The sequence below is a fragment of the Solibacillus sp. NPDC093137 genome, assembly GCF_050280445.1.
Lineage (GTDB): Bacteria > Bacillota > Bacilli > Bacillales_A > Planococcaceae > Solibacillus > Solibacillus isronensis_B.
Genome location: NZ_JBNNVH010000001.1, coordinates 1,175,213 through 1,188,490 on the forward strand (window position 1 = coordinate 1,175,213; position 13,278 = coordinate 1,188,490).

The window sequence follows — 13,278 nt, forward strand, 5'->3', positions numbered from 1 at the left end:
AAAGTGGTGAGATGTTCTAATAAACCCGAAAAGGTTCTAATAAAACACCGATCTTCTAATATAAGTCGCCGATGTTCAAATAAGTGGTCGAGGTCTTCTAATAAGCTGCCGAGAACTTCTAATATGTTAGCACCACTATTAATAAATTTCATCTTAAAATTAATGAGTCCGGTGTAATACCGGACCCATATTTAAAACAGGCTGATAAACGTTTCCGCAATTAACGGATCAAAATGTTTACCTTTGTTATCCTCAATAAATGCCAATGCTTTTTCTTCAGGCCAGGAATCTTTATACGGTCTGCGCGTCGTTAACGCATCAAACACATCGACGATTGATACGACTCTTGCTTCAAGTGGAATCTGCTCGCCTTTTAACTGGAATGGGTAGCCCGTTCCATCCCATTTTTCATGGTGATACAAAATAATATTTTCTGCCACTTCCATACTTTTTATAAAATCATAATTGATTTCCTTCGACATTTTGTTAAGAATGTCTGCCCCTGTCAACGGATGCATCTCGATTATTTTTCTTTCATAAATGGACAATGCACCCGGTTTATATAAAATTCCTTCTGGCATACCCGCTTTTCCGATGTCATGCAGTATGCTGGAATGAATCACATTGTTCATATAATTAGATTCTAATTGAAGGTTGTTTTTCTCATTGTGTGCCTTCAGAAGTTTTTCCGTCAATGCCTGAACTCTTAGTAAATGCTCTTCCGTTCCGGGATCACGGATTTCACAGGAGATGGCCAGCACTTTCAACAGCTCTCTCTGCACTTCTATCATCTTGTCTTCCGATAAGTATAAGCCCTCTTCCAGCTGTTCTAACGCGCGAAAAACTCCTATATAAAACCATTCATCCTCAATTTTGAAAGGCGTAATGGTAATAGATGAATGCCAAAGTTCCCTGGATTTCTTTCGATTCACAAAAATTCCTGACCAAGGGATATGCTGCTTTAATGAATCTTTCATTGACCGATACGTTTCTTTACTCGTAAGGTTCGATTTAATAAAGCCCGCTTTCACACCGATGATTTTATTTCTTTCAAAGCCTGTTACCTCTTCATATGTATCATTAACAGCTAAAATAATATGATCACTGTCTGTAATCAGTACAGCATCACCCAATTCCAAAAAGCTTTTTAATTGGAAAGGTAACTGCAACATCGTTTTCATAAACAGCCTCCTGCTTCATTTTATTTCTTGTATAACATTGTGCAGACTCGTTATGTATGCATATGGAAATATTATACTGATAAAATAAAATTAATGCGCTCCCGTTATTGGTTATTAATTACACTTTTACCACTCGTTATATCGGATTCTTAATATTAATTTTTTATTGACTAACTGTAGACGGTTTGTGGGTGTTTAAGAATAAATAATAAAACGTCAAAACCAATCATTGATAAAAGGTTTTGACGTTTTAAATGGAGAATATGAGGAGTGAACTAACTGTCAACCAAACTCTGCTTACAGCTTCCTGCAATATTCCTGACTTGCAGCTACGACAGCATCTATTCCACCTGTCGCATAGGCCTTCGTTAAATCACTGCCGATCCCTACAGCGACAGCACCTGCATCGAGCCACTCCTGCATATTGTTGGCGTTAATCCCGCCTGTCGGCATAATTTCCACATGAGGCAACGGCCCATTCACCGTACGGATAAAGCCGGGTGAGAAATGGTTCGCCGGGAAAAGTTTTACGATGTCACAGCCCGCTTCCAATGCGGTTACTATTTCATTTAAAGTCATACACCCTGGTAAATAGGGTATGCCGTAGCGGTTGCATAATTTCGCGATGTCCGCATTAAAGCTCGGGCTGACAATAAATTTTGCACCACATAAAATGGCATGTCTTGCCGTTTCCGAATCTAATACGGTTCCAGCTCCTATGATTGCATCTAAAGAACGGATTTTCTCAAATACTCCCTGAACAAATGGTGTTGTATATGTAAGCTCTATAAGGCGAATTCCTCCTTGTACAGCACCTTGAATAATTTCTGTCGCTTCCTGAACCGAACTTCCGCGAATGACCGCTACAATTTTATGTTCTTTCAGTTGGTGAATCACTTCATATTTTTTCATAAGACCCTTACCTTTCAACTAGCGTTTTCTGTCCTAAAAACACTTCCACATCTGTGTATTCAGGCAAACCTTCATTGTCACCCTTTACCGTTGTCACCATTGCACCAACAGCATTTGCCATGCGCAGACGCTCGGTCACATCATAGTTTTTCATCAACCCGAAAATATATGCTGCATCATAGCCGTCACCAGCACCTACCGTATCGACAGGTTTAACTTGAAACGGTTCCGCTATATGCCATTGTCTGTCTACATAAGCTTTCGATCCATTTGCACCGTCCTTAATGACGAGTTCGGAAATGTTATACTGTGCGGCAAACTGCTCAAATGGCTGAGTACCGATAATCATTTCGATTTCGTCCAGCCCGGTCAATAAAATGTCGACAAACGGGAAAATCTCAAAATAGGCAGCCCTTGCTTGCTCCAATGTCCAAAGTTTCAAACGGATATTCGGGTCAAAAGAAACCGGAATGCCTTTTGCTTTTGCGATGCGTAAAATAGCCAATGCAATTTGCAGGTTTTGCGGTGCAATTGCCAGAAATACGCCTGTCAGATGAACATAAGCTATATCATCAAACATCGATTCCTCGATATCCTCTTCGGTCATTGTTAAAATCGGTGACTGATACCGGTAGTAAAACGTCTTTCCGGAGCCGTTTTCCAATATTTCTTTAAAATTCAGCGAAGTCGGATAGCCGGAAACATGCTCCACATATTCCATATTGATGCCTTCACCGCGCACTGTGTTATAAATATATTTCGAAAATTCATCCCCGCCTAATCGGCTCATCCACTTAACGGGAAGCCCTAATCTGGCACAGCCAATGGCAAAATTCAGTTCGGCCCCGCCTAACTTGCGCTCAAAGGAATTAACATAGCGTAACGGACCTGTAGTCACTGGATTAAATGTAATTAGTGCATCCCCTAAAGTAAAAATATAGTGTCGTTCCATGAGCTCTCCCCCTGCCTTCATACAAGTAATCGTTGAAAGAAAGGCTGTCCTAAAAGTGAATGACTTTTGGACAGCCTTATTTCTTCTATTAAGTTAGAAGCTTTTCTATTGTTTCTTCCACTCCGTTATTAACGAATACGGATTTCTGTTTCTTTATCAAAGAAATGCATTTTATTCGTATTAACGGCAAAACTGATTTTTTGTCCTGCTTCAATTGTTTGTTGGGCATCCGTCAATGCTACAACTTCCTGATCACCGATTTTGAAATACAGCATAATTTCAGAACCTGTTAACTCCGCAACCTCAATTTCATATTGAGACACAACAGAAGGATCAAGCTCTGCCGTCTCTTCTCCTACGAAAAAGCTCTCAGGACGAATTCCTAAAATAACTTCCTTCCCGACATAGCCTTGCTGACGAAGCATCGTCATTTTATCTTCAGGAATGATAATTTTTCTATCTCCTAGCTGGTAATAGCCATCTTCTACACGTCCATCTAAAAAGTTCATAGACGGTGAACCGATAAAGCCGCCAACAAACACATTTTCCGGATTATCATAAATATACTTCGGTGCTCCTACCTGATGAATAATACCGTCCTTCATTACGACAATACGGCTCGCCATCGTCATTGCTTCTGTTTGGTCATGTGTTACATAAATTGTCGTTGTTCCGATACGACGGTGCAATTTAATAATTTCCGCACGCATTTGGACACGCAGCTTTGCATCCAGATTTGACAGCGGCTCGTCCATTAAGAACAGCTTCGCATCCCGTACAATGGCACGGCCCAATGCAACACGTTGTCTTTGTCCACCAGATAAAGCTTTCGGTTTACGATTTAAATAATTTTCAATGCCTAAAATTTTCGCCGCATTGCGCACTCGCTCATCGATTTCCGACTTCGGCAGCTTCCGTAATTTTAAACCAAATGCAATATTGTCATAAACCGTCATATGCGGGTACAATGCATAGTTTTGGAATACCATTGCGATATCGCGGTCTTTTGGTGCGATGTCATTAACACGCTTATCATCAATATAGAAATCCCCTTTTGAAATCTCCTCCAAACCGGCCATCATCCGTAATGTTGTCGATTTTCCGCAACCCGAAGGACCAACAAAAACGATGAATTCCTTATCCTCGATATGCAAGTTAAAATTATCTACAGCGGTTACTTTATTATCGTAAATTTTATAAATATTATTTAATTTTAATTCTGCCATTTCCTTACCCCCTCAATCGATTCCATGTGAACACTGCTAATGTATTTCTTAATTTAATAGTAATAGAAAACGCTTTCAGAAATAATTTAAAATTTTTAGATAATAGTTTAAAATCTTATAATAAGTGGCATATATGCACATTGTGTTTCACTACTGCGCTCTATTAAGCTTGTTCATACCGGTCTTGTATATAACGAATGCTTTCGGCAATATGAGGATCGCGCGTATTTTCCAAAAGAATATTGATGAACGGCTTCTCCTTCTTCAGTCGTTCCGCTAAATACTTATAATCGAGCTGGCCGGTCCCGACTGGTACCATTACAATTTCACCGTTGTTCACAATGAAGTCTTTCGCATGAACAATAACGATCCGATCGCCGAATAATTCGAAGGCTTCATCCATTGCGGAATGCTGATCATGGACATTTTCCAAGCTCATAAAATTCGCCGGGTCATAAATGACTTGCAAGTTCGGCGACGGTACATCTTCCAGTAAACGCTTCATCCGTTTCGGTGTGTGAATAGGATGATTGATACCGCCTTCAACCCCGACGATGACACTAAACTTTTCGGCCTCTTCTACGAGCTCACGCACACTTTTCACCACTTCTATATAAGCTTCCTCAGTAAAATTATCTTCGCTGTAACCGAGTGACGGAATAACACTGCCCGTTTCTGTTCCGACAATAGTGCAGCCGAAATCACGTGCAAAGCGGATATGCTCTTTAAAGCGATCAAGCTGACGCTGTCTTTCAGTTAAATCTGGATGAATCATGTTAATATAGCAGCCTAAAACAGCGATCCGAACATCGTGCTGCTGAAATACCGATTTTATATAGTGGCCATACCCAGGTGATAATGCCCCTGTACTAGTTGAAAATGCAGTTATGGATTTTGCAAGCGCCAACTGGACAGCTGAGAAACCTCTAGCTTTGACGTTTGCGGCGAGTTCCTGTAAATTTTCAGCTTCCAGATCATGTGCACGAATACCTAAATTTGCTTTCATTATTCCCACATCCTTTAGTAAAAGCCGTATCAGCATTGCGTGATACGGCTTATAATTATTTCCTATTATTTTTAGTAGTTATCTTGCCAGCCAGCCGCCATCAACAGCTAAAATATGTCCGTTCGTATAATCCGAAGCGCGGCTAGCCAAGTACACGACAGATCCCATCAAGTCTGCAGTCGTAGCCCAACGTCCTGCAGGAATACGGGATAAAATTTCCGCGCTGCGTTTTTCATCCTGGCGAATTGGCGCCGTATTATCTGTCGCCACATAACCTGGCGCAATCGCGTTAATCTGTACATTATGTTCTGCGAGTTCATTGGCAAATGCCTTAGTTAAACCGGCAACGGCATGTTTACTCGCTGTATATGGCGGAACAAATTTCCCCCCCTGATATGATAGCATCGATGCGATATTAATAATTTTCCCGCTCTTTTTTTCTACCATTACTTTCGCAACTTCCTGGCTTAAGAGGTATAGAGAGTTTAAGTTAATTTCCATTACCGCGTCCCAGTCCTGTTCCTGGTAGTCCAGTAATGGTGAACGGCGGATCGTACCGGCATTATTTACTAAAATATCCACTGTGCCATACTTTTGCAGGCAAGCTTCTACAGCAGGTTTGATAATCGTACGATCGCTTAAATCACCCTGATAAAACGTCACTTTTTGGCCTGTTTCGTTAATTAAACGTTCTGTCTCACTCCAGTCCGCGCTGCGTGCAATAACAAAAATGTCTGCACCCGCTTTTGCCAAAGCGACCGCATATGCCTGGCCTAATCCTTTATTGCCGCCTGTTACAATGGCAACTTTTCCTTTTAAGCTAAAGTAATCTAATGAAAAACCGGCTACTTCCTGTGTCATCTATTATTCCTCCATTCGCTTAGCGTAAATCTTCCATTTTTACATGGTCCATGTCGTCATACGTTATGTTTTCTCCGCACATTCCCCAAATGAATGTATAGTTACTTGTCGCTGTACCTGTATGAATCGACCAGCTCGGCGAAATTACCGCCTGTTCATTTTTCAGAATAAGATGACGTGTTTCATCCGGTTGTCCCATAAAATGGAAAACACGTGTATCAGCTTCCATATCAAAATATAAATATACTTCCATGCGACGTTCATGCGTATGAGCAGGCATTGTATTCCACACACTTCCCGGTGACAGCATCGTCAAGCCCATCTGCAACTGGCAGCTCTCGCAAACATTCGGATGAATATATTGATAAATTTTTCGTTCGTTCAATGTACCCGGTGCACCAGCTTCTAACGGTTTGATGTTGTTAATATCAATCTTCACCGTCGGGTATGTATGGTGCGCCGGTGTGGAATTGATATAGAATTTCGCCGGGTTTGCTGCATCGTTTGACCGGAACAGCACTTGTTTCGTACCGCGGCTCACATATAATCCATCTCGGCGCTGCATGTCATATTCAATACCATCCAATACGACAACCCCGTCACCGCCGATATTGATGATGCCCAGTTCACGGCGTTCTAAAAAGTAACTCACGCCCAATTCTTTATCCAGTTCAATCGTCAGTTCCGTATCAGCTGGTGTCACCCCGCCAAAAATCATACGGTCGACATGTGTATATGTTAAATGTACCTTTCCAAGTTCAAATAATGCTTCCACTAAAAAATGCTCACGTAATTCGTCCGTATTATAGCGTTTAATCTCTTCAGGGTGATTGGCATAACGTGTTTCCATTTTGCTACCTCCTCCGGTTAATGAACAGTTTTAATCATCTAGGTCTGTTTTCCATAACCTCTACTATTGTTTTCTGAATATTGTTACAACCCGATTATAAAAAACGATGTAAGGGTTTACAATGTTACGTAACGATGTCCTTAAAATATCAAACGCTTTTCTTAAATATTTGTACTCATAAGCATGGCTTCAGTCTGAAACATAAAAAAACTAGCGGCATTTAATACCGCTAGCTGACATTAGGATTCAGTTTCTTTTTAAATTCGGCCGGGGTATGGCCAGTGTATTTCTTAAAACAAATACTGAAATATTGCGGGTTACTGTACCCTACCTGCTCACTGATTTCATATGTTTTCAAACTTTCTTCTCGCAGCAGTTCCATCGCTTTTTTCATGCGCAATTCCAATAAGTAGTCCCCAAAATTAAACCCTTTTTCGAGTTTAAACAGATTGCTTAAATACGGTGCACTTACATGAATCATTTTGGCCAGTTTCTGCAATGTTAATGTGCTGTCCGAATAATATTCATTCATATAGTGGATCGCTAAATCAACATGGCTTTTAAACTTACTTTCCTCTTTTTGATAAAGAGTTTCCGACCATTGTTGAATAAGCTCCCGGATAATTTGCATCATGTCGTACAGTGAATTCATTTCCATTATTGCCTTATATACATCAGCCGAATGGGTCGATGCCTCGTCTTTACTCCAGCGGTCGATTTCAAATGATAACAGTGTTGCATATTTTAGCGTCATCACTTTAAGATCCGTGAGCGATAACGATTGATAGTTGATTATTGCGTCATGAAATTCTTCAAGCAGCTCTTCCACCTTTTCCGGGACTCCTTGCTTAATCTGTGCAATCAGTTTCACATCAAACGCTCTTAAATTTTCCGCTGTCTGCTCACCATTCGTCACTTTATCGTCAATTGAAAACAATTTGCCTGTCCCCATAATATAGCGCAAATCCAGCGCCATTTTGGCCTCAATAAACGAACGGCCAATCTCGAACAAATTCGTATATGGACGCCCATATGCCAACGTTACATCCGGCAGCTGTTCAAGCAAGAAGGTTGCCAGGTCTACAGCCTCTAATGCTGCATCATGTCCAATCAGCAGTACCCATTCATTGTCCTCGACCGAGAGCAGATGAAATTTATCTTCATCAAGCTTTTTCGAAGCAAGTTGAACAATCTGCTCATCAAGCAACTGTCCTTCGCATCCATCATGAACAACAATTGCCGAATAGCATGTCCCTTCTAAGTGTACATCCAAATCTGAAAGCCCTTTTTCGATATCGGTTTCCGTTTCACCAACTGCCATGAGCTGTTTAAAGAATTTCTGTTGCCGTATTGCACGCGACTCCACGAGCAACTGTTCATTCGAAAACGTTTCGGACCATTCAGCAAGTGCTTCCTTCACCTTTTCCAGCAGCAGTTCCGAATCGACCGGTTTCAGTAAGTAATCAAATGCCTTTAACTGAACGGCCTGCTGCGCGTAACTAAAATCCTCATAACCCGTTAAAAAGATAAATTTTGTCTGTGGACTAATTTCTTTTAATTGACGTGCCATATCGAGCCCATTTAAAAAAGGCATATTAATATCTGAAATGACGAGATGTGGCTGCTGCTGTGCAATCAGTTCAAGTGCCATTTCCCCGTCACTTGCTTCACCTACAACCTCTATCCCGTTTTCTCCCCATGGAATCGTCTGGCAAATGCCTCGACGAATAATGCGGTCATCCTCTACTACGATTATTTTATACATCCTTTGTCAAGCCCCCTGTTGTCACCGGAATAGTAATAATCATCGATGTTCCTTCACCATATTTGCTTCGGATTGTGAGTCCGTAAGCTTCCCCGTACTGCATTTTAATCCGGTCATTGACAGACTTTATGCCAATTCCGATATATTGCTTCTGCTCTTGATAATTCAGCTGCAGCTCTGCATGAATCGCTTCAAGCCGCTCCTCCGAAATCCCTGTGCCGTTGTCAGAAACTTCCAAGTAAACATAATTTGCGTCGCAATACCCTTTAATAACAATCTTTCCTTGACCGCGCTTTTGCTTTACGCCATGATAGATCGCATTTTCAATTATCGGCTGCAACGAAAGTTTAACAATCTCATTATCTAAAATACTTTCTTCCACATCGATCTCATACGTGAAATCATCCCCATAGCGCATCTCCTGTATGATTAAATAGTTTTCGATATGCTCGATTTCTTCTTTGACCGAGATAATTTCCTTCCCTTTACTAATCCCGATACGGAAAAAATTCGATAACGCCGTGACCATATGGCTCGCTTCCTTTGTCATGCCCATGTCACAAAGCCCTTTAATCGAGTAAAGCGTATTATAGAGGAAATGCGGATTGATTTGCGCGTGCATAATCGCAAATTCCAGCTGGCGTTTTTCTTCCTGCTCCAAAATCACTTGGTCCATCAACACGTTAATCCGGTCGATCAGTTCGATAAATCCGCGGTTCAACACGCGCATCTCTTTCGGTCCTGAAATTCTTTCTTCCAGATAAAGATGGTTTTCATTGACGAGATCCATCTGTTTTGCTAATTTCTGAAACGGTTTTGACATATAGGAAATAAAAATATTCGTCACAAATACGACGAGACCGATCATGATGATTATTAAAAACACAGCGAATATTTTGATATATTCCACTTTGTTCAACAGATCATCTTCAGGTACAATCGCCGCGATTTTCCAACCATTGGATTCAAGCGTATCGTAAATGACAATCATTTCTTCATTGTCTTCATTTGTATATGTAATTTGATTTTTTGGAGTTGATAATTGATGCAATTTCTGAAAGGTCTCATCATCAAGCGTATATTTAGACTCAAGTTCCTTCGACTGATAGATACCATCTTCTGAAATGAGCGCCAAATAACCATTCTCCCCGATGAGTGATCGGCTCAGCACCTTTCCGAAAAATTCCTCACGAATATTAAAGAGCACAATACCTCTTTTCTCCAGATCATTCAGTTCCAAAAGCTTGTACATCGACATCACCGCATTTCCGGTATGGAACGCTACGTCTTCATGCACATTTTTCCATTTAAAATTCTCACTATCTGCCCGGTAATTCACGAAAAAGTCATCATAATCAATGACAGGTTTCCTCGTAAATTCACTTTGATAAATCAAAAATTCCCCTTCGTTCAGATCAATCGTAGCCGACTCCAAAATCGTACTGTAACGTCCGTAAATGATCTGCAGATTTTTATCGATCGGAATGTAATCTTCCGGTACGATTTGCTCCTGCTCCTTCATCAATAAGTTGACGAGCCGTGTATCATATGAAATGGACACTAGCTGCGAAAACAAATCCGAAAGGGTATGGTCTAAATAATTCTTCGTCTGATAAATCGTATCGTTCATACTTTGATACGTATTCTCTTCAATTTGGGCGGTAGCAATATAAGTCGACACACCGCCGGTTACTAAAATACATATAATCACAATCGGCAAAAATAACATATTCATCGTTGTTTTAAAGGAATGAAAAATATATTTATACATAAATGTCCTTAGTCGTTCCAGATGCCACACCTACCAAACATTCCGTTTTCATATAAAAATAAGATATTCCAAGCTTAAAGCGCATACAAATAGAATAAAGTAGTATAATCTATATTTTCTTTATATTCCAATAATTCTAACATAATATGTAAACACTTGACATTTATTTTTTCAGAGGCAAGAAAAAAGTACCCTTGATTCGGGTACCTTTTCTTAACTATTACTATTTTACCGTTATATCATGCAAAGCTATGCTTGCTAGAATGAATGCGCCCATACCGTGTAAATCGTTTTCTGATGTCGGGCGGTCCACATAATAGTCGTATACCCCTGCCGATGTGCCGATGCAGATGCCTTTTAGATTGGCCACATCTTCCTTCACATCGACCATATGCTCGATTAACCCGTCATACGCTTTATTTACTACTGATTGGTACGAATCATCAACTAATCCTAGTTTAATCGCTTTTGCAATGAAGTAAATAAACAGGGACGAGCATGAAGATTCCAGCCAGTTATCGGTATGATCACCTTTATCCACGATTTGATACCATAATCCCGTCTTCTCATCCTGAAATTTTTTAATAGCAGGCACTAGATCTTTCAATGACTGGACGATATCTTCCTGACCGCGTGCACCGTTGATCAGTTCCAATATATCGACGAGCGCCGTCCCGTACCAGCCGACAGAACGTCCCCAAAACTCTGGTGAGCACCCTGTTTCCGGGTCTGCCCATGGTTGAGCTTTTTTTTCATCCCATGCGTGGAATAGTAAGCCTGTTTTCTCATCTTTCATATGTGTACGCATCAGTTTTTCCTGGCGTACGACATTCAGCACAAGCTCTTCTTCGACAAAATGGTTATTGTACATAAGCATAAACGGACCTGCCATGAATAACCCGTCCAGCCACATTTGATAAGGATATTTGTCTTTATGCCAGAAGCCGCCCTCTGTCGTCTGGTTTATCGAATACAGCAGATGACGGAGTTTTTTCGCTGCAACTAAATAACGACGGTCCTTCGTCTGTTCATATAATGGGAACAATAAAATGCCGGCCTGCACAGAATCCAGCTCATCCCGTGCAAAGTATAAGTTACCTTCTTCGTCAATCAGGCTATCTATATAGCCTTTCATATATTCAAAGTACTGCTGATCACCTGTCGCTTCCCATACACGAAGCATACCGTATAAAAATACCCCCTGATGATAGTGGAAGGAATTCGCCGGTGGCAGCTGGTCCGGTGTATACGTATTCATAATCGCCTTACATGCTTTTTCCGCCAGTGCAAGCGGTGTATTAACCGTAATATTTTCAGATGTCGTTCTCATTTATGCCATCTCCTTTAGCTTTAGCGTTGTTTGTATTTTTCAAAAAACAAAGGGTGTGGCTGAAGCACCGCACCCTTTTTTTGTATTATTTGCCGAAGTGCTCTGAGTATTTAGCTTCTGCAGCTTCCATCGCACCCGCCCACTCATCTAAAAATTCCTGTGCTGAAGCTTTACCACTCATAACCGATTGAATTCCGGCATCGACCGTACCATCCAGGATTGAACGGTATTCTGGTAAATAGAATGGCGGCTTATAAAGAACTGTGTTCGGATCATCATACACTTCAAATGCTGTTTGAATATGAGGTGAATTTTTAATCCAGTCTTCTTTTAACACGTCACTGTTCGTTGGGATCTGACCAACTTGCTCATTCCAGAAACTTTGACTAGCAGCCGAGTTCAGGAATTCTGCAAATTTCCAAGCTTCATCCGGATTATCTGTCCCGTTGAAAATTGAAATACCGATCGTATTACCGCCTTCTGCCACGTAGTTGCCGTTTTCCGATTTAGGCAATGGGATCGCCTGGAACTGACTTTCTTCCAGTGCTTCTTTGTGCTCACCGAATGAACCGATGTTGTGCTGTACCATTGCCACTACACCTGTATCAAAGCCGGCGATCATTTCTTTATAGCCGTTTGTAATATCGCTTTTCGGTGTGTAATCTTCATATAACGATAAATACTTTTCGATAAACTCGACGTTTTTCTGATCATTGATCGTTGCTTTGCCGTCTTCCGTCAAATAATCTTCAAACCCGTTGTATGCATACATCATACGCTGAATCTGGAATGATCCGCCTGCACCTCCACGGATTGTGTAGCCGTAGCGATTATTCGCTTTATCCGTCATTGCTTCTGCAGCCGCATAAAACTCATCCCAAGTCTCAGGAATTTTTACTCCTTTTTCTTCAAACCAGTCCTTACGTACCCAGAGGATATCCAGGTTTTGTGTGTAAGGAATTCCATATAGCTTTTTATCCGCTACGATTTCTTTATTGAAATTCAGTGCCCCTTCATTGATCAGACCGTTCAGCTCCGATTCAGCAAAGTAATCATCCAGTGGCAGTAATGCTTCACGAATCGAGAATTCAGGTAGCCAGCTCGTTTGGACAGACGCCAAGTCAGGCGTATCGTCCGCTGCAATGGCTGCATCCATTTTTGATTTTGCCGAGTCTTTCGGTAATCCGACATACTCCACATCAATCATCGGATTTTCTTCTTCAAAACGGGAGATTAACTCTTCCCAAATCGGTGTACGCTGCGGTCCGGCATTTTCATCCCAGAACGTAATTTTTACCGGCTTCCCGTTTTCTGCAGACACCTCTTTTTTACCCGCCGACTCATCATCCCCGCAAGCGGCCAATAATAACGCTGTTGCGATCGTACCTACTGCTATCGATTTTCTGAACTTGCTTTTGAACATC

General features: G+C 41.1%; 11 protein-coding genes. All 11 read right to left on the bottom strand.

Annotation, left to right across the window (positions count from 1 at the left end; all coding sequences use genetic code 11):
- Positions 1-191 precede the first annotated feature (191 nt).
- The gene (locus ACQKN3_RS06030; protein WP_427710145.1) at positions 192-1,181 is read right to left on the bottom strand and encodes an HD domain-containing phosphohydrolase; all 990 of its coding nucleotides are present in this window, start codon (positions 1,179-1,181) and stop codon (positions 192-194) included.
- A 297-nt stretch (positions 1,182-1,478) separates the two neighbouring features.
- Positions 1,479-2,093: a bifunctional 2-keto-4-hydroxyglutarate aldolase/2-keto-3-deoxy-6-phosphogluconate aldolase gene (locus ACQKN3_RS06035; RefSeq protein ID WP_427710147.1), complete on the bottom strand. Its 615-nt coding sequence runs from the start codon at positions 2,091-2,093 to the stop codon at positions 1,479-1,481.
- A gap of 7 nt (positions 2,094-2,100) precedes the next feature.
- On the bottom strand, positions 2,101-3,045 hold the full coding sequence (locus ACQKN3_RS06040; RefSeq protein WP_427710149.1) for a sugar kinase: 945 nt from the start codon (positions 3,043-3,045) through the stop codon (positions 2,101-2,103).
- 128 nt (positions 3,046-3,173) lie between these two features.
- Entirely contained in the window at positions 3,174-4,271 is a 1,098-nt protein-coding gene (locus tag ACQKN3_RS06045; protein WP_251688212.1) for an ABC transporter ATP-binding protein, read from the bottom strand.
- A gap of 163 nt (positions 4,272-4,434) precedes the next feature.
- The gene (locus tag ACQKN3_RS06050; protein ID WP_427710151.1) at positions 4,435-5,277 is read right to left on the bottom strand and encodes a sugar phosphate isomerase/epimerase family protein; all 843 of its coding nucleotides are present in this window, start codon (positions 5,275-5,277) and stop codon (positions 4,435-4,437) included.
- Positions 5,278-5,355: 78 nt separating this feature from the next.
- Positions 5,356-6,138 (bottom strand): 2-dehydro-3-deoxy-D-gluconate 5-dehydrogenase KduD, encoded by a 783-nt coding sequence (kduD, locus tag ACQKN3_RS06055; RefSeq protein ID WP_427710153.1) that lies wholly within the window; start codon positions 6,136-6,138, stop codon positions 5,356-5,358.
- A gap of 19 nt (positions 6,139-6,157) precedes the next feature.
- Positions 6,158-6,988, bottom strand: a complete 831-nt coding sequence (gene kduI, locus ACQKN3_RS06060) for a 5-dehydro-4-deoxy-D-glucuronate isomerase (RefSeq protein ID WP_427710155.1) — start codon at positions 6,986-6,988, stop codon at positions 6,158-6,160.
- A 229-nt stretch (positions 6,989-7,217) separates the two neighbouring features.
- Positions 7,218-8,753 (bottom strand): response regulator, encoded by a 1,536-nt coding sequence (locus ACQKN3_RS06065; RefSeq protein WP_427710157.1) that lies wholly within the window; start codon positions 8,751-8,753, stop codon positions 7,218-7,220.
- Positions 8,746-10,524, bottom strand: a complete 1,779-nt coding sequence (locus ACQKN3_RS06070) for a sensor histidine kinase (RefSeq protein WP_427710159.1) — start codon at positions 10,522-10,524, stop codon at positions 8,746-8,748. Before ACQKN3_RS06070 ends, ACQKN3_RS06065 begins: the two co-directional genes overlap by 8 nt.
- Positions 10,525-10,747: 223 nt before the next feature.
- A complete protein-coding gene (locus ACQKN3_RS06075) occupies positions 10,748-11,854 on the bottom strand; it encodes a glycoside hydrolase family 88/105 protein (RefSeq protein ID WP_427710161.1) in 1,107 nt (368 codons plus the stop codon).
- Positions 11,855-11,939: 85 nt separating this feature from the next.
- Positions 11,940-13,277 (bottom strand): ABC transporter substrate-binding protein, encoded by a 1,338-nt coding sequence (locus ACQKN3_RS06080; protein ID WP_427710163.1) that lies wholly within the window; start codon positions 13,275-13,277, stop codon positions 11,940-11,942.
- Position 13,278: the final 1 nt, after the last annotated feature.

Bases quoted from the DNA above. Each gene is read 5' to 3' on its own strand.
- ACQKN3_RS06030 (WP_427710145.1), bottom strand. From the start codon at position 1,181: ATGAAAACGATGTTGCAGTTACCTTTCCAATTAAAAAGCTTTTTGGAA.
- ACQKN3_RS06035 (WP_427710147.1), bottom strand. From the start codon at position 2,093: ATGAAAAAATATGAAGTGATTCACCAACTGAAAGAACATAAAATTGTA.
- ACQKN3_RS06040 (WP_427710149.1), bottom strand. From the start codon at position 3,045: ATGGAACGACACTATATTTTTACTTTAGGGGATGCACTAATTACATTT.
- ACQKN3_RS06045 (WP_251688212.1), bottom strand. From the start codon at position 4,271: ATGGCAGAATTAAAATTAAATAATATTTATAAAATTTACGATAATAAA.
- ACQKN3_RS06050 (WP_427710151.1), bottom strand. From the start codon at position 5,277: ATGAAAGCAAATTTAGGTATTCGTGCACATGATCTGGAAGCTGAAAAT.
- kduD (WP_427710153.1), bottom strand. From the start codon at position 6,138: ATGACACAGGAAGTAGCCGGTTTTTCATTAGATTACTTTAGCTTAAAA.
- kduI (WP_427710155.1), bottom strand. From the start codon at position 6,988: ATGGAAACACGTTATGCCAATCACCCTGAAGAGATTAAACGCTATAAT.
- ACQKN3_RS06065 (WP_427710157.1), bottom strand. From the start codon at position 8,753: ATGTATAAAATAATCGTAGTAGAGGATGACCGCATTATTCGTCGAGGC.
- ACQKN3_RS06070 (WP_427710159.1), bottom strand. From the start codon at position 10,524: ATGTATAAATATATTTTTCATTCCTTTAAAACAACGATGAATATGTTA.
- ACQKN3_RS06075 (WP_427710161.1), bottom strand. From the start codon at position 11,854: ATGAGAACGACATCTGAAAATATTACGGTTAATACACCGCTTGCACTG.
- ACQKN3_RS06080 (WP_427710163.1), bottom strand. From the start codon at position 13,277: ATGTTCAAAAGCAAGTTCAGAAAATCGATAGCAGTAGGTACGATCGCA.